This window comes from Sphingomonas anseongensis (assembly GCF_023516495.1).
GTDB lineage: Bacteria > Pseudomonadota > Alphaproteobacteria > Sphingomonadales > Sphingomonadaceae > Sphingomicrobium > Sphingomicrobium anseongensis.
The window spans coordinates 156,968-176,940 of sequence record NZ_JAMGBC010000001.1; the positions used below are offsets into that span (position 1 = coordinate 156,968).

General features: G+C 64.5%; 20 protein-coding genes and 2 tRNA genes. 7 read left to right on the forward strand and 15 right to left on the reverse strand.

Going from position 1 to position 19,973, the window contains the following annotated elements; translation table 11 throughout:
• Window positions 1-19: 19 nt before the first annotated feature.
• Window positions 20-562, reverse strand: a complete 543-nt coding sequence (locus LZ519_RS00835; protein ID WP_249866858.1) for a peroxiredoxin — start codon at window positions 560-562, stop codon at window positions 20-22.
• A gap of 114 nt (window positions 563-676) precedes the next feature.
• Between LZ519_RS00835 and LZ519_RS00840 the strand changes: the two genes are divergently transcribed.
• A complete protein-coding gene (locus LZ519_RS00840; RefSeq protein WP_249866859.1) occupies window positions 677-1,612 on the forward strand; it encodes a hydrogen peroxide-inducible genes activator in 936 nt (311 codons plus the stop codon).
• Here LZ519_RS00840 and katG read toward each other — a convergent pair.
• Together katG and pgsA are read right to left on the reverse strand one after the other, a co-directional pair.
• Window positions 1,605-3,830, reverse strand: a complete 2,226-nt coding sequence (gene katG / locus LZ519_RS00845) for a catalase/peroxidase HPI (protein ID WP_249866860.1) — start codon at window positions 3,828-3,830, stop codon at window positions 1,605-1,607. The two genes, LZ519_RS00840 and katG, sit on opposite strands and share 8 nt — an antisense overlap.
• Before the next feature lie 115 nt (window positions 3,831-3,945).
• Complete coding sequence (gene pgsA / locus LZ519_RS00850; protein ID WP_249866861.1) at window positions 3,946-4,515, reverse strand: CDP-diacylglycerol--glycerol-3-phosphate 3-phosphatidyltransferase; 570 nt, start codon at window positions 4,513-4,515, stop codon at window positions 3,946-3,948.
• Window positions 4,516-4,608: 93 nt separating this feature from the next.
• Between pgsA and LZ519_RS00855 the strand changes: the two genes are divergently transcribed.
• The gene (locus LZ519_RS00855) at window positions 4,609-5,880 is read left to right on the forward strand and encodes an MFS transporter (protein WP_431358102.1); all 1,272 of its coding nucleotides are present in this window, start codon (window positions 4,609-4,611) and stop codon (window positions 5,878-5,880) included.
• Window positions 5,881-5,897: 17 nt separating this feature from the next.
• On the opposite strand, the gene LZ519_RS00860 is transcribed toward LZ519_RS00855, so the two are convergent.
• The 7 genes from LZ519_RS00860 to LZ519_RS00885 form a co-directional block, all read right to left on the reverse strand.
• Window positions 5,898-6,194, reverse strand: coding sequence for an antibiotic biosynthesis monooxygenase family protein (locus LZ519_RS00860; RefSeq protein ID WP_249866863.1), 297 nt, complete (start codon window positions 6,192-6,194; stop codon window positions 5,898-5,900).
• A 34-nt stretch (window positions 6,195-6,228) separates the two neighbouring features.
• The gene (locus tag LZ519_RS00865) at window positions 6,229-6,399 is read right to left on the reverse strand and encodes a hypothetical protein (RefSeq protein ID WP_249866864.1); all 171 of its coding nucleotides are present in this window, start codon (window positions 6,397-6,399) and stop codon (window positions 6,229-6,231) included.
• A 152-nt stretch (window positions 6,400-6,551) separates the two neighbouring features.
• Window positions 6,552-6,639: transfer RNA gene (locus tag LZ519_RS00870), tRNA-Leu, on the reverse strand.
• A gap of 14 nt (window positions 6,640-6,653) precedes the next feature.
• A complete protein-coding gene (locus tag LZ519_RS00875; RefSeq protein WP_249866865.1) occupies window positions 6,654-6,953 on the reverse strand; it encodes an integration host factor subunit beta in 300 nt (99 codons plus the stop codon).
• Between the two features lie 93 nt (window positions 6,954-7,046).
• A complete protein-coding gene (rpsA, locus tag LZ519_RS00880; RefSeq protein WP_249866866.1) occupies window positions 7,047-8,792 on the reverse strand; it encodes a 30S ribosomal protein S1 in 1,746 nt (581 codons plus the stop codon).
• Between the two features lie 487 nt (window positions 8,793-9,279).
• A complete protein-coding gene (locus LZ519_RS11700) occupies window positions 9,280-10,011 on the reverse strand; it encodes an energy transducer TonB (RefSeq protein WP_431358072.1) in 732 nt (243 codons plus the stop codon).
• Between the two features lie 174 nt (window positions 10,012-10,185).
• On the reverse strand, window positions 10,186-10,701 hold the full coding sequence (locus LZ519_RS00885; protein ID WP_249866867.1) for a hypothetical protein: 516 nt from the start codon (window positions 10,699-10,701) through the stop codon (window positions 10,186-10,188).
• Window positions 10,702-11,501: 800 nt separating this feature from the next.
• On the opposite strand from LZ519_RS00885, the gene LZ519_RS00890 reads away from it, so the two are divergent.
• The 3 genes from LZ519_RS00890 to LZ519_RS00900 all read left to right on the forward strand — a co-directional run bounded on the left by LZ519_RS00890 (window position 11,502) and on the right by LZ519_RS00900 (window position 14,678).
• Entirely contained in the window at window positions 11,502-13,793 is a 2,292-nt protein-coding gene (locus LZ519_RS00890; protein ID WP_249866868.1) for an ATP-dependent helicase, read from the forward strand.
• Between the two features lie 74 nt (window positions 13,794-13,867).
• On the forward strand, window positions 13,868-14,293 hold the full coding sequence (locus LZ519_RS00895; protein ID WP_249866869.1) for a hypothetical protein: 426 nt from the start codon (window positions 13,868-13,870) through the stop codon (window positions 14,291-14,293).
• A 67-nt stretch (window positions 14,294-14,360) separates the two neighbouring features.
• Window positions 14,361-14,678 (forward strand): GNAT family N-acetyltransferase, encoded by a 318-nt coding sequence (locus LZ519_RS00900; protein WP_249866870.1) that lies wholly within the window; start codon window positions 14,361-14,363, stop codon window positions 14,676-14,678.
• A gap of 15 nt (window positions 14,679-14,693) precedes the next feature.
• Here LZ519_RS00900 and LZ519_RS00905 read toward each other — a convergent pair whose 3' ends face one another.
• Window positions 14,694-15,329 (reverse strand): PilZ domain-containing protein, encoded by a 636-nt coding sequence (locus LZ519_RS00905; RefSeq protein WP_249866871.1) that lies wholly within the window; start codon window positions 15,327-15,329, stop codon window positions 14,694-14,696.
• 391 nt (window positions 15,330-15,720) lie between these two features.
• Here LZ519_RS00905 and LZ519_RS00910 point away from each other — a divergent pair, with 391 nt between their 5' ends.
• Window positions 15,721-16,698: an aspartyl protease family protein gene (locus LZ519_RS00910; RefSeq protein ID WP_249866872.1), complete on the forward strand. Its 978-nt coding sequence runs from the start codon at window positions 15,721-15,723 to the stop codon at window positions 16,696-16,698.
• Window positions 16,699-16,826: 128 nt separating this feature from the next.
• Here the strand turns inward: LZ519_RS00910 and LZ519_RS00915 are convergent.
• Together LZ519_RS00915 and folK are read right to left on the reverse strand one after the other, a co-directional pair.
• A tRNA-Lys gene (locus LZ519_RS00915) sits at window positions 16,827-16,902 on the reverse strand.
• Window positions 16,903-16,918: 16 nt separating this feature from the next.
• The gene (gene folK / locus LZ519_RS00920) at window positions 16,919-17,410 is read right to left on the reverse strand and encodes a 2-amino-4-hydroxy-6-hydroxymethyldihydropteridine diphosphokinase (RefSeq protein ID WP_249866873.1); all 492 of its coding nucleotides are present in this window, start codon (window positions 17,408-17,410) and stop codon (window positions 16,919-16,921) included.
• A gap of 23 nt (window positions 17,411-17,433) precedes the next feature.
• Here folK and LZ519_RS00925 point away from each other — a divergent pair, with 23 nt between their 5' ends.
• A complete protein-coding gene (locus LZ519_RS00925) occupies window positions 17,434-18,105 on the forward strand; it encodes a uracil-DNA glycosylase (protein ID WP_249868820.1) in 672 nt (223 codons plus the stop codon).
• On the opposite strand, the gene aguB is transcribed toward LZ519_RS00925, so the two are convergent.
• Both aguB and LZ519_RS00935 read right to left on the reverse strand, forming a co-directional pair.
• On the reverse strand, window positions 18,089-18,940 hold the full coding sequence (aguB, locus tag LZ519_RS00930) for an N-carbamoylputrescine amidase (protein ID WP_249866874.1): 852 nt from the start codon (window positions 18,938-18,940) through the stop codon (window positions 18,089-18,091). The genes LZ519_RS00925 and aguB overlap by 17 nt on opposite strands.
• A complete protein-coding gene (locus tag LZ519_RS00935) occupies window positions 18,937-19,914 on the reverse strand; it encodes an agmatine deiminase family protein (RefSeq protein WP_249866875.1) in 978 nt (325 codons plus the stop codon). The genes aguB and LZ519_RS00935 overlap by 4 nt, the downstream gene beginning before the upstream one ends.
• Window positions 19,915-19,973: the final 59 nt, after the last annotated feature.

Genomic DNA, 19,973 nt, shown 5'->3' on the forward strand with positions numbered 1-19,973 from the left:
AATGCTGCCGGGAGGGGGCTTAGGCAGCGGGGCGCAGCACCTCTTCACCAGGGCTCCAGTTGCACGGGCAAAGCTCGTCCGTCTGGAGCGCGTCGAGCACCCGCAGCGTCTCCGCCGGGTTGCGGCCGACGTTGAGCCCGTTGACCGTGACGTGCTGGATGACGTTGTCGGGATCGACGATGAAGGTGGCACGGAGCGCGACGCCTTCCTCCTTGTCGAGGATGCCAAGCGCGTCGGCCAGTTCCTTCTTGTTGTCGGCGATCCACGGGAAGTCGGCATTGGCAAGCCGCCCATCCGAACGGCGCCATGCGAAGTGCACGTGGGCGGTGTCGGTGGAGGCCCCGATGAGCACCGCGTCGCGATCCTCGAAGTCGCTCTTCAGCTCGCCATAGCCCTCGATCTCGGTCGGGCAGACGAAGGTGAAGTCCTTTGGCCAGTAGAAAAGAACCTTCCACTTTCCGTTGCTCTCGCTGAGATCGATCGTCTCGCCGGCGGGAAGGGCCGAAGTGCCCTGCTGGACCGGGAGGCTGAGGGAAGGCAGCTTGTCGCCAACGGTAAGCATTCAAATCTCCTGAGTGGCTGGATGAAACTGATGTTGCACTGCAGCACCTAGGGTGGCGGTGCTCATCGTTCAAGGCTATTATACTGGTTAGACTGATTGGAAATATCGATTACGATGACCGTTCACCAGCCAACCCTGAAACAGCTTCAATATCTGGTCGCGCTTCGCGAGCACGGCCATTTCGGCAAGGCGGCGGATGCCTGTTTCGTCACCCAGTCGACGCTTTCCGCCGCTCTACGCGAACTTGAGACTTTGCTCGGCGTGACTTTGGTGGAGCGCACCCGCCGGGTGGTACGGTTCACTGCGCTCGGCGAGAAGATTGCCGACAAGGCGGTTCGCGTGATCCGCGAGACCGAGGAGCTTGCCGAGCTTGCCCGTGCCCAGGGCAAACCACTCCACGGCGAGCTGCGTCTCGGAGTCATCCCGACGATCGCGCCGTTCCTGCTTCCGGCCATGCTTCCGCGGCTTCGGACCGAGTGGCCGGACCTCAAGCTCTATCTGCGCGAGGAGACGAGCCAGGCCGCCTGCGAGGCGCTCCACCGAGGCCAGCTCGACTGCGTCCTGCTCGCGCTGCCCTACGCGTGCGGCGACGTGGACAGCGTCCCGCTTCTCGACGACCGGCTGTTCGTCGCGTTTCCGGGCGGGGAGGCGCCGAGCGGGACGGCCGTCGAGGTCGACGCGATCGACGAGAAGCGCATGCTGCTGCTCGAGGACGGCCACTGCCTGAAGGACCATGCGCTGTCCGCCTGCAACCGCCCGGAGCTTCGCGCCCACGCGACGATGATGGGTACCTCGCTCCACACGCTGGTGCAGATGGTCGACAACGGCCTCGGCGTGACCTTCATCCCGGCGATGGCGATCGAGGCGGGAATCCTCGACGGCACCCGCGTTGACGCCAAGCCGCTCCGCTCGGACCACGGGTTCCGGCGGATCTCGCTCATCTGGCGCCGGTCGAGCCCGCGCGAGGCGGAGTTTCAGATGCTCGCCGGCGCGCTTCGGCAGATCATCGCCGACCTCATCCCGCGCGACCAGCCGGTCGCGGTCAGCTGACCCGCGACCGTTGCTTCGCCGGCTGGCGCAAGTCGAACCGGTCGGCGTTCATCACCTTGGTCCAGGCTTGGACGAAATCGCGGACGAACTTCTCCTCGTTGCCCTTCTCGGCATAGACCTCGCCGACGGCACGCAGCTCCGAGTTGGAGCCGAAGATCAGGTCGGCGCGTGTGGCCCGCCAGGTCTCGCCGCCGCTGGCGCGGTCCTTGGCGATGTATTCCTGGTCTTCGCTGCCTTCGACTGCCGACCACACGTTGGTCATGTCGTACAGGTTGACGAAGAAATCGTTGGTGAGCTGGCCCGAACGCTTGGTGAAGTGGCCGTGTCCGCGTTCGCCGTGGTTGGCGCCCAGCACGCGCAGGCCGCCGATTAGGACCACCATCTCGGGCACCGAGAGGCCGAGCAAGCTGGCCCGATCGAGCATCATTTCCTCGGTCCTCACCGCCAGCTTCTTCTTGCCGACGTAGTTGCGGAAGGCGTCGGCTTCGGGCTCCATCACCGCGAAGCTGTTGCTGTCGGTCTGCTCCTCGGTCGCGTCGCCGCGGCCGCCGGCGAAGGGGACCGGAACCTTGAAGCCGGCGTCCTTGATCGCCTTCTCCAGTCCGACCACGCCCCCGAGCACAATCGCATCGGCAACGCTCATGTTGCCGCGCAAGCCGTCGAGCGTGCTCAGCACCTTGGCCAGCATCTCGGGCTCATTAACCTCCCAGTCCCTCTGCGGCGCGAAGCGGATGCGCGCGCCGTTGGCTCCTCCACGATAGTCTGACTTGCGGAAGGTGCTGGCCGAGGCCCACGCAGTCTTGATCAGCTGACTGACCGTCAGCCCGCTGTCTGCGATCTTCGCCTTCACGGCCGCCACGTCGGCGTCGGAAGGCATGGTGCCGGCGGGGATCGGGTCCTGCCAGATCAGGTCTTCGGCAGGGACTTCCGGTCCGAGGTAGCGGACCTTCGGTCCCATGTCGCGGTGGGTCAGCTTGAACCAGGCGCGCGCCCACGCGTCCTTGAACGCCTCGTGGTCGTTGCGGAACTTCTCCGAATACTGGCGAAGCTCGGGGTCCATCTTCAGCGCCATGTCAGCGGTGGTCATCATCGTCGGGACCTTGATGTTCGGGTCCCACGCGGCCGGAGCCATGTCCTCGGGCTTCTGATCGATTGGCTGCCACTGCTTCGCGCCCGCCGGGCTGGTCACCAGCTCGTATTCGTAGTCCAGCAGCAGTCGGAAGTAGTTCTCGCTCCAGCTCGTCGGCGTGTTGACCCACGAGCCCTCGATGCCACTGGTCACGGTGTGCTGGCCGCAGCCGCTCTCGTTCTGGCTGACCCACCCGAAGCCCTGCGCGACGAGGTCGCCGCCTGCCGGCGCCGGGCCCAGCTTCGACGGATCGCCGTTGCCGTGGGCTTTGCCGAAGGTGTGCCCGCCCGCGGTGAGCGCGACGGTTTCCTCGTGGCTCATCGCCATGCGCTCGAAAGTGACCTTTATGTCGCGCGCCGATTGCAGCGGGTCCGGATTGCCGCCCGGGCCTTCGGGGTTGACGTAGATCAGGCCCATCTGGATCGCGGCCAGCGGGCCTTCGAGCTCGTGCATGCCGTGCTCGGGGGCGACGCGGGTTTGCACGCCTTCGTTGACCCACTTGTCCTCGCTGCCCCAGTAGATGTCGCGCTCGGGCTCGTAGACGTCGGCACGGCCGCCGCCGAAGCCGAAGGTCGGACCGCCCATGCTCTCGATGGCGACGTTGCCCGCGAGGATGAACAGGTCGGCCCAGCTGAGATTCTTCCCGTATTTCTGCTTGATCGGCCACAACAGGCGGCGGGCCTTGTCGAGATTGCCGTTATCCGGCCAGGAATCGAGCGGGGCGAAGCGCTGCTGCCCGCTGTTGGCGCCGCCTCGGCCGTCGGCGGTGCGGTATGTCCCCGCCGCGTGCCACGCCATGCGAATGAAGAACGGGCCGTAATGGCCATAATCGGCCGGCCACCATGGCTGGCTGTCGGTCATGAGCGCTGTGAGGTCCGCCTTGACCGCGTGATAGTCGAGGGCGTTGAACGCCTCGGCGTAGTCGAAGTCGTCGCCATAGGGGTTCGATGGACCGTTGGGATTGAGGATTTCGGTGGCGAGCATCTCCGGCCACCAGTCGCGGTTGGTCCGGCCGAGAAGGGAGCGCAGGGCCGCGCCTTGCTGCATCGGGCTGCCGTGAAGCGGATCGCCGCCTGTCTTCGCATCCATCGTCTGTCCTCCTCGCGCGTGAACCGGCGGGTCTAGGCCTTCCGATTGAGCGACGGAAACGAGGAATAGCGGTCAGGTTGAGCGCAAAAATCGATTAGTGACCGGCCGCTGCCGGCTAATCCATGTGCTTGAGGCCGATGCGAAGATAATCGTAGCCGGTAACGAGCGTCAGTGCGGCCGCTGCCCACAGGCTGATCACGCCGACGACGTGCACCCATGGCTCTTGCGGCATCGCTCCGCCAAGGATCAGCGCTCCGAGCGAAACCAGCTGGAACGTCGTCTTCCATTTGGCGAGGTGGCTGACAGGCATCGACACCCGAAGCTCAGCCAGGAATTCGCGAAGCCCGGACACGATCATCTCGCGAAGGAGGATGATCAGAGCCGGGATGATGTTCACGTCCTGGAGGATCGGCGGGTTTCCGTCGGCCTTTCGCGAGGCCATCAGCATGATGATCACCGATGCCACCATGATCTTGTCGGCAATCGGGTCGAGGAACTGGCCCAGCTTCGATGTCAGGCCCTGCGCGCGAGCGAGATAGCCGTCGAAATAATCGGTGATGCCGACGATGCAGTAGAGGACGAAGGTGATCGCATAATCGATCGGCCGGGGCTGCCACAGGAGGAACACCAGGATCGGGACCGCGAAGATCCGCGAAAGGGTCAGCAGGTTGGGAACGGTCAGCATCGGCGAGGCGCAGAGTTATAGCGTTTGGCGACTTGCGCAAAGCTGGCTATTCCGCAGCCCCGAAACAATGCGACCCGGCGCCCGCCTTCCTTGATCCAGAATGTCAGACACCTGCTGAGTGCGCGGCGGTTCCTGCCGCTGTTCTCGACGCAATTCCTCGGCGCGTTCAACGACAGCCTGTTCAAGCAGGCGGTGGTCCTGTTCGTCACTTACCAACTCTATTCGGACCCGGCGAAAGAGTTTCAGTTCAGCGCGATAGCCCAGGCTCTTTTCATCCTTCCGTTCTTCCTGCTGTCGGCCCTTGCCGGCCAGCTCGCCGACGACCACGACAAGGCGCGGCTCATCCGCTTGGTGAAGCTCGCCGAGATCGGGATCATGATCGTCGGCGGGGCAGGGTTGTTGTTGGCCAATATCCCGCTCATGCTCGCAGCGGTCTTCGCGATGGGCGTCCACTCGACGTTCTTCGGTCCGATCAAATATGCGATTCTTCCGCAGCACCTGCACAAGGACGAAGTGCTCGGCGGGACAGGGCTGGTCGAGGCGGGAACCTATATCGCCATCCTTCTCGGCACGATCCTTGCCGGTGTCCTCGCTTCGCGCGCGGAGTTCGCCGCATTCGCGGTGCTCGGCTTTGCCTTTCTCGGCTATCTCGCCGGCCGGCAGGTTCCGCCCGCGCCCCCGGCGGCGGAGAGGCTTCCGATCACCTGGCACATCGTCCACGCGTCGATCGAGCTGGTCAGCGCGACGATGCACATCCGCCGGCTGTTCCTGGCGATCCTCGCGATCAGCTTCTTCTGGACGATCGGGGCGGTGCTGATCATCATCTTCCCCCCGCTGGTGAAGAACGTGCTCGGCGCCAATGAGCAGGTGGCGAGCATGTTCATCGCCATCTTCTCGATCGGAATCGCCATCGGCTCGGTCGCGATCAACAGGATGCTGAAGAGCGAGGTGTCGGCCCGCTTCGCTCCGCCCTCGGTGCTCTTCATGGGCGTCTTCGTCGTGCTTCTGCACTTCGTTTCGCTGACATGGGGCGATCATGGCGCGGAGCTGACGACGCTCGGCAACTTCTTGTTCAATCCCATGGCCTGGCCGATGATCCTGTGCCTGCTGGGAGTCGCCATCACCGGCGGAATGTTCGTGGTGCCGCTCTACGCCTTCCTCACCACCACCGTCCCGAAGACCCAGACGGCGCGCACCGTTGCAGCCAACAACATCGTCAATTCCGGCGCGATGGTAGTCGGCGCCCTGCTCGCGTTCGGCCTGTCGAGCCTCGGCATCGGCCCGGTGGGTCAGTTGCTTCTGGTTGCGGCGATGTGCGTCGTCGCCGCCTGGCTCGGCTGGAAGCTTCACCAGGCCTGCGACTGAGCTGGACTACGGTCCGGTTATTTCAGCTCAAGGACGACCGGACCCGACACGGGATCCGTGACTCCTCGACCATCGCCGAGATCCTCGAGCGTGTCGCGGAACGTATCGAGCGTCGCGATCATCTCCGGGCGAGCGGCCGCAAGGCTATCCATGTCGGTCCACTCGGCGACGATGCAATAATCGTGGTCGCCGGTCTTGAAGATGTTGGCCGACTTCATCCCGGGCCAGTTAGAATCGATGTTCCGGTGCGCCTGGAGGAAGTCTTCGTCGCGTCCCGGCTTCACCCTGAACCGGACGGCATTGAACGCGGTCATCGCAATTCTCCCGTGCTTGGACGGAAGGGCGATTCTACGCGATCAGGATGGAAACGAACAGGAAGCCGCCCAGGAAGGTCGCGGCAAACAGCTTTGCGTCGTCCGACAGGCTCCAGCGCGTTTCGGCCGGCGCCTCGAGCAGCCACGGACGAGCGCGGCCGAACTGGCGCGGATTTGCGGCAATCGCGGTGCGGGCGTGAGCCATGGGGAAATGCTTAACGGCCATTTAACCATGTTCAACAGCCGATTTGAGGACATGGCTCCGGCCGTCCAAAATTGGGACGCGGAGGGAGGCTCAAATGCTGAGTCGATGGGCATCGAATCGGCATGCCCCCGGCATGCCCTGGATTTTGATGCTGGTGCGGACGGTGGGAGTCGAACCCACACTCCCCGTTGGGGGAAGAGGATTTTAAGTCCCCAGCGTCTACCGTTCCGCCACGTCCGCGGTGGCCCGGAACGTTATAATTCCGCAGCGACCTCGTTGATGTTCAGCCGCTCGCGCATTTCCTTGCCCGGCTTGAAATAGGGCACGCGCTTGGCGTCTACCTCGACCGATTCCCCGGTCCGCGGGTTGCGCCCGAGGCGGGCATCGCGCTTGCGGGTGGAAAAGGCGCCGAAGCCGCGAAGCTCCACGCGCCCGCCTTGGGCGAGCTGATCGGTGATCGAATCGAAGACAGCGCCGACGACAGATTCGACCTCGCGCTGCGTGAGGTCGGGAAAGTCCTGGCAAAGCTTCAGGACCAGTTCGGAACGGATCATTGGCGAGTCCCCGTCAGATTCGGCTTGCCCCCCATCAGGCGGGCTGGGCTCACGCTGTCAGGAAAGTCCCGACCGCGCAAGCCCATGCAATGCCTACTTCTTCTTCTTTGTCGTCTTCTTGGACTCGGCTTCCTTGAGCGCCTGCCCAAGGATGTCGCCGAGCGACGCACCGCTGTCGGACGACCCGTACTGGGCGACCGCCTGCTTCTCTTCCGCGATCTGCATCGCCTTGATCGAGAAGTTCGGCTTCTTCGACCGGTCGAAGCCGGTCACCATCGCGTCGAACTTCTGACCGACCTGGAAGCGCTCGGGGCGCTGCTCGTCGCGGTCGCGGCCAAGGTCGGTGCGCTTCGCAAAGCCGGTCACGCCGCTCTCGGCGACCTGAACGTCGAGCCCGCCGTCCTTCACGTCCATGACTTCGACGGTGACGATGTCGCCCTTCTTGACGCCGCCGGCGCCCGAGGTTCCGCCACCTGTCGCAGCTCCGCCGCCGACTCCGCCGCGCTCGAGCTGCTTCATGCCGAGCGAAATGCGCTCCTTCTCGACGTCGACGTCGAGAACGACGGTCTTGACGGTCTCACCCTTGTGGTGGAGCGCCAGCGCTTCCTCGCCCGACACGCCCCAGGCGATGTCCGACATGTGGACCATTCCGTCCACGTCGCCGGGAAGGCCGATGAACAGGCCGAACTCGGTCGAATTCTTGACCTCGCCCTCGACTTGGCTTCCCACCGGGTACTTCTCGGCGAACTCGGCCCAGGGATTGGCCTGCGCCTGCTTCAGGCCCAGCGAGATCCGGCGCTTTTCCTCGTCGACCTCGAGGATCTTCACGTCCACCTCCTGCGAAGTGCTGACGATCTTGCCCGGGTGAACGTTCTTCTTCGTCCAGCTCATCTCGGAGACGTGGACGAGGCCCTCGATCCCCGGCTCGAGCTCGACGAAGGCGCCATATTCGGTGATGTTGGTCACCCGGCCACGGAACGCTCCGTCGATCGGATACTTGGCTGCGGCACCTTCCCACGGGTCGGCTTCCAGCTGCTTCATCCCCAGGCTGATCCGCTGGGTCTCGCGGTTGATGCGGATGATCTGCACCTTCACCGTGTCGCCGATGTTCAGGACCTCGGACGGGTGGTTGACCCGCTTGTACGAAATGTCGGTGACGTGGAGCAGGCCGTCGATTCCGCCCAGGTCAACGAACGCGCCATAGTCGGTGATGTTCTTGACGACGCCGTCGAGGACCTGGCCCTCGGTCAGCGACTGGATGAGGCCGCTGCGCTGCTCGGCGCGGGTCTCTTCCAGGATCGCGCGGCGCGAAACGACGATGTTGCCGCGGCGGCGGTCCATCTTGAGGATCTGGAACGGCTGGGGCGCATCCATCAGCGGGCCGACGTCGCGGACCGGACGGATGTCGACCTGGCTTCCGGGAAGGAAGGCCACTGCGCCGCCGAGGTCGACCGTGAAGCCGCCCTTGACCCGGCCGAAGATCACTCCGTCGACGCGGTTGCCGGCCTCATATTCCTTCTCGAGCTTGTCCCATGCGGCTTCGCGGCGTGCGCGGTCGCGCGACAGCATCGCTTCGCCGTGAGAATTTTCGACCCGGTCGACGAAAACCTCGACCTCGTCGCCGACTGCCAGCTCGGCCTTCTGCCCGGGGGCCGCGAATTCGCGAAGCGCTACCCGGCCTTCCGATTTCAACCCGACGTCGATCACCGCCATGTCGTTTTCGATCGCGGTGACGGTGCCCTTGACGACCTTGCCTTCGAAGCTTTCGTCCTCGCCGCCGAGGCTCTCGTTCAGAAGGGCCGCGAATTCGTCGCGGGTCGGAAATGCCGTTGTGGCCATAAAAGATGTGTCTTTCAGTTCTTCAAATCGGCCTGCCGCGTCGCGCCACCATGGCGCAGCTTCCACATGCGGACCTGGTTGATCCCGACTGCCGCCACCGGCCCATCCGGAGGCGGCGCCCGATACAGCCGTTCACGGAAAAGAGCGCGTGACAGTGCCGGTTCTTCCCGACCACCGTACGCGCTCGCCATGTGACGGGCTGCCGCGGATGCTCGAATACAGCCTCCGCCGGACGGCGCGCGCTATATGCGACAGTGGCTTAGAGGGCAAGTTGCTGCCGATTCGTGCTTGCGGATCGAAATCTCGCCGACCTGCCACGATAGGAAATTTCCTATTGCAGTGTAGGAACAAATAGGGAACAGTGACTCCGTTGGAGTCGCTGTCATGCTTGTTCTCGATCCCGCCGCAATCGTCGCCGTCGCTGCACTGATCAGCAGCGTGTCCGCATTCGTCTGGGCAGTCCGCCGGAAGCCATGAGGCCCCTGCGTCAGCTAATGGACCGCACTCGGACGTACATTATGACTATGACTGTTCCGTGTAGGTCGGCGGACGTCGCAGAGGGCATGAAGCGGCCGGCCGATATTGTCCGGCAGGCATCCTGCTCGGAGGATGCCAAGCCACTGTAACGCACCCCCAGGCAAGCGGTAACCGCCCCATCCGGGGCAATAGTCACGCTGCTCACTTGGCGTGCGGCCTCTTTGGCATCCGACAGCCCCAAAGGTTCCGCAACCCTGTCCGCAGGAACCGGGTAGAAATAGACTTCGCTGATCGCATACGCGGCGATGCCCCTCCCATCGGATGGCGTGCCCGACGCAGCGTGAGCGATCGCCAGGAGCGCCGCACAGGCGGCTGTAGGGGCCCCGAGGCCGGTTGCCTCAATCTTGCACTCCGCGACTTGTCCTTGCTTGTTCACGGATAAAGTCGTCCGCAGCATCCAGGCTTGACGTGGCACCGGCTCGGATTTTTCGCCGGCAAGTCGCCAGTGGATCGTTTGCGTGTAGCTGGAGCTTACCGCGTGGCCCCTTCGATCCCGTTTGGGCGCGAACCTGGCCCTTGATCGAAACAGCGAGCAGGTTTGCTCGTCGAGCGTCGCATGGCGAGACGAAATCGCGACTTTGCAGGATGTAACGGCGCCCGATTCGTCCACTTGGACCCTGACGGTGACGTCGCCCTGTTCATCCTTGCGCAGGGAGGTGAGCGGATAATCGTCCGCGGTCACCAGTTCGCCGACGTTGAGGAGCCGCGGGCCTCCGCTCGCAGCTTCGGGCGCCGCTACGGACGCGGCCAGAAACGCCAAGCCTAGGCTGAACAACGATGTACCCCCAGCTCCCGAGCCCAGTCATCGTCGTCCCGTCGATGGCCTTTCGCAAGACCTATGTCGCAACCGCTGGTTTCAGACCGGATATTCCTCGTGGCCGTAGACCAGCACGGTCATGAATCCGCGCCTTGCCTGGCCCGACCCTGCAGCCGCCTCGAACTTCTCCAGGAGCGCTTCGTCGCATCCGTAGGGCGGCCTCATCTCGCCCGACGCTCCCACGATCTCGCATTTGTTGACCTTGCCGTTGCCATCGATGGCAAGCGCCATCAGCTCGCCGCCGAGCAACGTGTCGCCGGTTTCCAGGGATACGCGCGTCGGCTCGGTCCCGGGCGTGAAGCGGCGCTCAAAGGTGATCTTCGTGTAGGTGCCGCTCGAAGCTCGCGCCTTGTGTTGAAGGCTCGACCGATCGCTGCTCGAATCGCAGCCTCTGGCGCCAGGTATCGCCGTGCTCGCTTCATAGTTGCACGCCTGCTGCACTCCGTCGGCGCTCATCGTGAAGGTGAATTTCTCCCACCATGGAGAGCTCGAGGCGAGCGCCTCGGCGGAGCTGGGGGAGGCTGCAGCGAGCATAAGCGCGGCAAGAGCAAGCACGAGTGACTCTCCTATCGTGCCCGCTCCGGCTGCGACATTGCCGCCGCCTTTGCCTGTAACGCGCAAATCGGAAATTGGTCCCGCTTGCACCGGTTGGAAGCAGTGAGGAGAGAAAAGCTGTGACCGCGGCTCGAAGCGGCAGGCGCCAAACGAAATGGGGGCCGGCATCGCTGCCAGCCCCCACTGCACCGAGCGAAGGATCTGCCGAAACTCATTACCAGGTTCCAGGGGAACCCAATCCTGAACTCCGGCTCACCAGCTCAGGCGTCGCTTCCCACCGACAGCTCCCTCCAAGGAGGAGCCCAGCGACCTCTACTCCAGTGCGCCAGCCGAAGCCTCGCTTCTGTTTCGTGCCGCCCGGCCTGACCCGAAAGTCAAAGCCAACCGATGTTCCGCGGCCCTTCTTGGGATGATCCTCAACTGCGTCCCGCTTTGCCCCCTCGGCCCGAAGGCCGTTGAAGCCGCGTCGCGCTGTCGAAAGATCATCTCTTCCGGCGCCTCGTCCCGGCTGGCCCCGCATCCGCTCCCGAAAGAGCCTCAACATTGCCTGCCGCGGAGATCGGACCTTTGGCCACCTGCCGCATCTTCATTCCGTTGCCGGTCTTCCGATGAGGCCGGGACCGCCGCCCCGATCACAAGGCAGACACTGAACCCCGTTTCCGAGTCGCGCCAAGCGAAAAATGCGGGTGCAAAGCTGTGGATAACGGGGATATCGGTAACAACCCTTGGAACCTTCTCCGGGTCTGTCCAACGGCTGTTCATCGGTTGCCGTTTCGTTCCCCCGGTCCTACCTCGGCGGGGTGCCTGAATCGCCGCAAATCGCCCCCGACGCGCCCTATCTCGACGGCCTGAACCCGCCCCAGCGCGAGGCCGTGCTTACGACCGAAGGGCCTGTGCTCGTCCTCGCCGGCGCGGGCACTGGCAAGACGGCGGCGCTGACCGCGCGCCTGGCGCACCTGATCGCCAGTCGCCTCGCCTGGCCCAGCCAGATCCTCTCCGTCACATTCACCAACAAGGCCGCCCGCGAGATGAAAGAGCGCGTGTCGGCAGTCTCCGGAGGAGCCATCGAAGGCATGCCGTGGCTCGGCACCTTCCACTCCGTCGCCGCACGGATGCTCCGGGCCCACGCCGAAGTCGTCGGGCTCAAGTCGAACTTCACCATCCTCGACACTGACGACCAGCTTCGGGTGATGAAGCAGCTGATCGTCGCCTCGGGCCTCGACGAGAAACGCTGGCCGGCGCGCCAGCTTGCCGGGATGATCGACCGCTGGAAGAACCGCGGCTGGACCCCCAAACAGGTCGACGCGGGCGAAGCGGAAAGCTTCGGGCCCGGCCGCGGCCGCGAGCTCTATGTGGCTTACCAGGAGCGGCTGAAGACGCTCAACGCCTGCGACTTTGGCGACCTCCTGCTGCACATGTTGGTGATTTTCCGCACCCAGCCCGACGTCCTCGAAAGCTACCGCGACCGTTTTAAATATATCCTCGTCGACGAATATCAGGACACGAACAGCGGCCAGTACGAATGGCTCAAGCTGCTCGCCGAGCCACGCCGCAACCTGTGCTGCGTCGGCGACGACGACCAGTCCATCTATTCGTGGCGAGGAGCCGAGGTCGCCAACATCCTCAAGTTCGAAAAGGATTTTCCGGGCGCGAAGATCATCCGGCTGGAGCAGAATTACCGCTCGACAAGCCACATCCTCGCGGCCGCCGACGGCGTGATTGCAAACAACGCCGGCCGGCTCGGCAAGACCTTGTGGACCGATGCGGGGGAGGGCGAGAAGGTCCGCGTGATCGGGGTGTGGGACGGCCCGGAGGAAGCGCGCCGGGTCGGCGAAGAGATCGAAGGGATGCAGGCACGCGGGCAGATGCTGTCGAGCATCGCCATCCTCGTCCGCGCGCAGTTCCAGACCCGCGAGTTCGAGGAGCGCTTCATCGCGATCGGCCTGCCGTACCAGATCATAGGAGGATTCCGGTTCTACGAGCGCGCCGAGATCCGCGACGCGCTCGCTTATCTTCGCCTCATCCACCAACCGGCGGACGACCTCGCGTTCGAGCGCATCGTCAACCAGCCCAAGCGCGGGCTCGGCGACAAGGCGCTGGCGATCATCCATGCGCACGCCCGCTCCAGCCAGCAGCCGCTTTTGATCGCCGCCGCCTCTCTACTGGACAGCGACGAGCTCCAGGCCCGCGCCCGAAACCCGCTCGGCCGGTTCATCGCCGACATCGCCCGCTGGCGGCAGATGTCCGACCAGGTGCCGCACGCCGAGCTCGCGCGAACCGTGCTCGACGAAAGCGGTTACACCGCGATGCTTCAGGCCGACCGCTCCGCCGAATCCGCCGGCCGGCTCGAAAACCTGGCGGAGCTCGCCCGCGCGATGGAGGAATATGACAACCTGTCCGGTTTCCTCCAGCACGTCAGCCTCGTCATGGAGAATGACGAGAACCGCGACCGGGACAAGGTCACGATCATGACCATCCACGCAGCCAAGGGGCTGGAATTCGACACCGTCTATCTGCCGGGCTGGGAGGAGGGCATCTTCCCGTCGCAGCGCGCGCTCGACGAAGGCGGCTTGGCGTCACTGGAGGAGGAGAGGCGCCTGGCCTACGTCGCGATCACCCGTGCTCGCCGCCGCTCGACCATCCTCCACGCAGCCAACCGCCGAATCTACGGCCAGTGGACCAGTTCGCTCCCGAGCCGGTTCGTTGCCGAGCTTCCGGAAGACCATATCGACCAGGAAACGACCATGAGCGGCGGCGAGAGCCTGTGGCGGGCGCAATGGTCGGAACGCGCCGACCCGTTCGCGCACCTGGGCCCCGCGCAGTCGATGCGGGCGAGCACGCGCGGTCCCGGCTGGCAGCGCGCGGCCTCCGGCGGCCGGTTCAACAGCGAGCCGCAGCGTGTGATCGAAGCCCGGGCGTCGGCCGTCAGCCTCGGTAACAAGGGCCGCGACGATCTCTCGCTGGGCCAGCGAGTTTTCCACGAAAAGTTCGGCCACGGCACCATCGCCGCGATCGAGGGCAACAAGCTCGAAATCGACTTCGAGCATGCCGGCCGGAAAAAGGTTCTCGATAGCTTCGTGAGTGTGGGATGACTCTGCGAACGACAATCGCGCTTCCGTTAGCCATTCTTCTGGCAAGCTGTTCCGCTGCGCAACCCGTCCTCTCAGTGGCCGAGCCGCCGCCGATCCAATGGGGAGCCGGAGTCGAGGCGATGAAGGCGAGGCTTGCCGGTCAATGCGCGTCGATCACCGTCCGTCCGATCAGGCCGCCGTTCCTGACCGGCGTATCGAACCAGCAGCAGATCGACTGCGAAGGGTTCAGGTTCTTCAACAGCGGCCGGCATGCGGAGTTCGTGATGGGCGATGACAGCCTCGAGATGGTTTGGGTGATGATCGATCCGACCGAATATTCGGCGGCGCTCGATGCGATGACGAGTGCCTACGGCGTGCCGACGGCAAAACGAGACGACATGGTGGGCTGGCCTGCGCACAGGACCGCTTTGCGCAGCAAACCAGTCGAGTTTCTTTTCTATTCGCCGCGCCAGGCGGCGGAGTGGTCCGACTGGTACCGGGAACCTGCGCCAAAGCCGTGATCCCGCGGCTCCCTGGATTGGCGGCCTTCGGATGGCCTTCGCGCCCCAAAGTCGTTAGGCAAAGCGCATGCCCACCGACGACTTGATTGTCCGCGACAATCCTGCCCGCCACCGCTTCGAAATCGACCTCGGCGACGGTCAATTCGCGATAGCCGAATATACGCTGCCCGAAGGGCGCATCATGTTCACTCACACCGAAGTTCCCAAAGCGCACGGAGGGAAGGGCATCGGCACCAGGCTGATCGTCGCCGGACTCGCGGCCGCCCGCGAGCGTGGCCTCAAGGTCATCCCCATCTGCCCCTTCTTCACGCGCTACATGAAGGAGCACGCGGAAGTTCAGGATCTGCTTGATCCCTCGTACCGGAGCACAAACGGGTTAGCGTGACAGCTGAAACGGCCGCTATTGCGGCTGCCGTCGCACCTGGTCGCGGATCCACGGCATGATCGAGGACCAGCTCAGTTCCTCCAGAAGCTCGATCCCGGCCAGATTGTCCTTCTGCCACGCGACCTCGCCGGGGGGGACGTTGAGGCTCTCGATGAACACCGAAACGTAGCTTCCCACCGGCGGCATCGAGTCTCCTTCGACCTGGAGTCCGCCGGCGGATACGTTGCGGACAGTCGCCGGGAGATAATCCTCGCCGCGCTTTACGTAGGCGGCGCAACGGATCTCGACGCGCGGCATTGCCCGCTGCTCGATCGGCTGGCTGACGAGATTGCGGTTGATCAGCGCCATGACGTCGATCGGCTTGGCGAAGCGCATTCCGCTCTCGCCTCCGTCGACCCACTCGACGGTTGCCGGCGCCCGCTGGCCGTTGGGAAGCTCGACCACCACCTGCTCGCCCGGCGCCTGCTGGACCTTGGAGCGGACGGTCGCGCCGAGCGCGGAGATTTTTCGGATGGTGCACGATTGCCGAAATCCGGAATCGTGGATCACGCCTTCCTCGAACGGCCCGTTGTTGTCCTTGACCGCGCACTCGTCCGGCCACGGGAGGCGAGCCCCCATGACGAAGGTTGTGACCAGTTGCGGTTCAGCCATTCGAAGATCCGGCAATTGCAGTCGCGAGCCTGCGCTTCAGACAGCTAAAAAGTCCCTAACGGCGGGATCCGTGCACCCTTCCCGTCGCCAGGTCGGGAGCGCTGCTGGTGAGATTGTCGAAGAGCCATAGCGCGAGGAGAATCGCGGCCGAGACAGAGGCGATCACGATCGTCCGTCGAATGATGCGCCGGCGACGGGACTTCCGGTGCCGTCTCGCGCTTTTTTCCACGAAGCTGCTTTCCCACTCGTCCATGGTGCCTCGATACGCAAAGTCACCCACGTCGTCGTCGTTATCATAAGTTATCGGATGTGCGAGTCGGTCGTTACGGCGAGGCAATGTAGCGCCCGCTTCCGACCCGGTGTACAGCGGCTTCGAAACGGAGACCGGTCGATGCGCACAGCTTTCCTGATCCCCTTCCTCCTGCTGTCGGCGGCTCCGCTCGCAGCCGCCCCGCAACAGCCCATGACCAACATCCTCGACACCGTCCGGCAAATTCAGGAGGTCGACCGCACGACCCAGGCCGACGACGTGAAGATGCGCAAGGACGTCAACGACCGGATGACGGTCGCGGTGAGGGTCGGCGGAAGCGGACCGTTCCGCTTCCTCGTGGACACCGGCGCCGACAGGACCGCGATCTCAAGCGACGTCGCAGCGCAGTTGGGCCTCGTCGTCGGCGACAATGCGTCGCTCCATTCGATGACCGGGATGAGCAGCGTCCGCACCGCGACCGTACCCAGTCTCCAGCTCAGCAGGAGGGACCTGACGATCGTCGATGCTCCGATTTTGGATGCGGCCAGGATGGGCGCGGACGGAATCCTCGGGACCGACTCGCTCCACTCGCAGCGAGTCATGTTCGACTTCGACAAGAACATGATGACCATCGTGCCGTCGGAGCAGCGCCTGGCAAGCGATGACGCGACGATCGTCGTTACCGGCCGGTTGAAGAACGGCCGCCTCATCGTCACCAACGCCAAGGCCGACCGGAACAGCATAACGGTCGTTCTGGACACCGGCTCGGAGGTGTGTGTCGGCAACGAGGCGCTCCGCCAGCGGCTGCAGAACGACGGCCTCCTCAGGAACGGCGGCGGAGTCGAGCTGGAATCGGTCACCGGCGACCTGCTCCACGGGCAATATACGTTCGTGAAGAAGCTGGAGATGGGCGACGTCACAATGACCAACCTCGCCGTGGTCTTCGCCGACGCGCACACTTTCCGGCAGCTCGGCCTCGACAAGCATCCGGCGCTTTTGCTTGGCATGAATGCGTTGCGCGCGTTCAAGAAGGTCTCGATCGACTTCGCGAACAAGAAGCTGCGCGTGATGCTGCCGGAAACGGGAAGCATCGATGCGGTGCGGATGGCAGCGCGCTAAGCGCGGCGTCCGTCAATCCACTGTGGCTGCGGAAGTGCTGGTGAGCCCTGCTGGATTCGAACCCCAAGGATCGGCTTGTCCGATCCGTTGAACAAAGACTTAGCTGGTTCCTTCTTGGGATTTGGTGCTGGTGAGCCCTGCTGGATTCGAACCAGCGACCTACTGATTAAAAGTCAGTTGCTCTACCAACTGAGCTAAGGGCCCGACCAGCGAGGGCGCGTTACCGCCGGGGACGCCTTCGGGCAAGGCGATGCGCGAGGTGGCGAGCGGTCAGCGGCGCCTCGAGCCGCCAGCTCGGAGCAATGCTGGCCAGTGGCTCGATAACGAACGCACGCTCCGCCACAGCCCCGTGCGGGACCGTAAGGGAACGCGAACGCCAGCGCCCGCCGCTCCAGTCGACGATATCGAGGTCGAGCACCCGCGAGCCCCAGCGGCGGCCTCGGCGGCGGCCGAACTCGCGCTCGAGCTTCTTCAGCGAGCGGAGCATCTCCGGCGGGTCGAGGTCGCTTTCGACAAGCGCGACGGCGTTGGCGAAATCGCGGCCGGCGCCGCCCTGCGCCTTGTTGAGAAGGATAAGCGAGGCGTCGAACAGGCCGAAATCCTCGTCGAGCCTGGCGATGGCCGATTCGACCACCTGTGGCGGGCGGCCGAAGCGCCCGTGCGGCCGGTTGGAGCCGATGGCGATGGCGTAGAGGTGCGTTGCGCCTGACACCGCCGCTCGCCTACGGCAGCGCGATGGCGTTCGCCAGCCCCGCCGACCTGTCTCCGATCCCGCAGGCAGAGGCTCCGCGTGACTGCCCCCTGTGCCCGCGGCTGGTCAGGCTGCGCGAGGAACTTCGCGCCGAATATCCAGCATGGTGGAACGCGCCGGTGCCCGTCTTCGGCGACCCGGAAGGATGGATTGCAATCGTTGGTCTGGCTCCGGGGAGGAAGGGCGCAAACCGCACGGGCCGGCCGTTCACCGGCGATTATTCGGGCGAGATCTTCTACTCGACCCTTCTCAAGTTCGACCTGGCGAAAGGCGAATATCGCGGTGACGTCGATGACGGCGTGAAACTGGAAGGCGCTGTGGTGCTGAACGCGGTCAAATGCCTGCCGCCGGCCAACAAGCCGACCCCCGAAGAAATCGCCACCTGCGGCCATTATCTCGAAGCGGCCCTGGCGAACTTGCCAAGAGTGCGGGTGGTCGTTGCACTCGGGCAGATCGCGCACGTGGCCGCGGCAAAGGCCCTCGGCCTATGGCCCGGATCGAAGTTCGCGCATGGCGCCGAGGCCACCGCGCTCGACGGACGAGTCCTGCTCTCGACCTACCATTGCTCGCGGCAGAACACGAACACCGGCAGGCTGACCCGGGAGATGTTCGAGGGCGTGTTCGAGCGGGCGCTGGCGTTCAAATGTCCTCGGTGAGCCGCCCGTAAAGCTCCGGCCTTCGGTCGCGGAAGAAGCCGAAGGCGGCGCGGTGCTTCTTCGCTGCGGTGAGGTCGAGAGTCGCCACGATCGCGCCCGTTTCCCCGGCCCCGAACTCGGCGAGGATGTCGCCGCGCTCATCGCAGATGAAGCTGTGGCCGTAGAAGCGCTGGCCGCCCTCGGTGCCGATGCGGTTGGCTGCCACGACCGGGACGACGTTGCTGACTGCGTGGCCGATCATCGCCCGCCGCCAGAGGCGTGAGGTATCGAGGTCGGGGTCGTGCGGTTCCGTGCCGATCGCTGTCGGGTAGAAGAGGATGTCGGCACCCATCAGCATCATCGCGCGTGCGGTTTCCGGATACCATTGGTCCCAGCAAACGCCGACGCCGAGCGTGGAGCGGTGTGGGCCTTGCCATACCTTGAAGCCGGTATTGCCCGGCCGGAAATAGAACTTCTCCTCGTATCCGGGGCCGTCGGGAATGTGGCTCTTTCGATAGACTCCCGCGACCTTTCCGTCCGGGTCGATCATCGCCAGGCTGTTGTAATGATGGGGCCCGTCGAGCTCGAAGAAGCTCGTCGGGATCCAGATTTTCAGTTCTTCCGCGAGCTTCTGCATCGCCACCACCGACGGATGTTCGGCAACCGGACGGGCGTTGGCGAACAGGCTCTCGTCTTCCTCGCGGCAAAAATAGGGTCCTTCGAACAGCTCGGGCGGAAGAACGACCTCGGCGCCACGCGAATGGGCGTCGCGCACCAGGTCGCTGACGGCGCGGATGTTCGCGTCAATGTCTTCGCCAAAGGCGAGCTGCAGCGCGGCGACGGTGATCTTGCTCATGCCGGGACCTGTTGCGAGATGCAGTGGAAGCTTCCACCGCCGGTGAGGATGTGGTCGGCTCGAAGGCCGATTGCAACGCGGTGGGGGAACAGCGCCTGGACGACCTTGACCGCGGCGCGGTCGTTGGGCGCTCCATATTGCGGAACCACGACAGCGGCATTGCCAATGTAAAAGTTCATGTAGCTGGCAGGGATGAGATCGCCCTCGTCGTTCACGAGCGCGCCGGGCGAAGGCAAGGTGACGACATCGAGCCTGGTCTCGCGCAGCCGGCGAGCCGCGTCGCGGAAGACTGCCGTGTTCGGATCGTCCTTCGCCGGCGTCGGGATCGCGATCCGCCCCGGAGCGACGAAGCGAGCGAGATTGTCGACATGGCCGTCGGTGTGATCGTTGGCCAATCCTTCGCCGAGCCAGATCACGCGATCGAACCCAAGGTCGCCGGCAAGAGCCACTTCGACTTCGCGGCGCGACATTCGCGGGTTGCGGTTGGGGTTGAGCAGGCATTGCTCGGTCGTCACCGCGGTGCCGGAACCGTCCTGGTCGATCGCTCCGCCCTCAAGGATCCACTCGGCCTGGCGGTAGGGCAAGCCGGCATGCCCGGCGAGCCGCTCGCCCACCGTGTTGTCGCCGGCGAGTTCATATTTGCCGCCCCAGCCGTTGAACCGGAAGCCCTGCGCTCGCCGGTCCTTGCCTGAGCCGACCACGATGGGACCCGTGTCGCGAAACCAGATGTCGCCGAAAGGCTCGACAATGACCTGCGCAAAGGGCGCGAGCTCGCCAGCGGCAGCGGCTGCGTCCTCGTGGCTCGCGACCAGCCACACTTTCTCCCCGCGCCCATCGGCGTGGATCGCCTTTGCGAAGTCCGCGACCTCCCGCTCGGCCGCCTTGAGGTCGGCAAGCCACAGGTCGGGATCGGAAGGAAAGCCGATCCACACCGCCTCGTGCGGCGACCATTCCGGAAGTGGTGCCTGTGTCATCGCCCGGCGCGTAGCAACGCCCGCCAGCCGCGCCAAGGCGAGCCCCTTGTTTTTGAAGG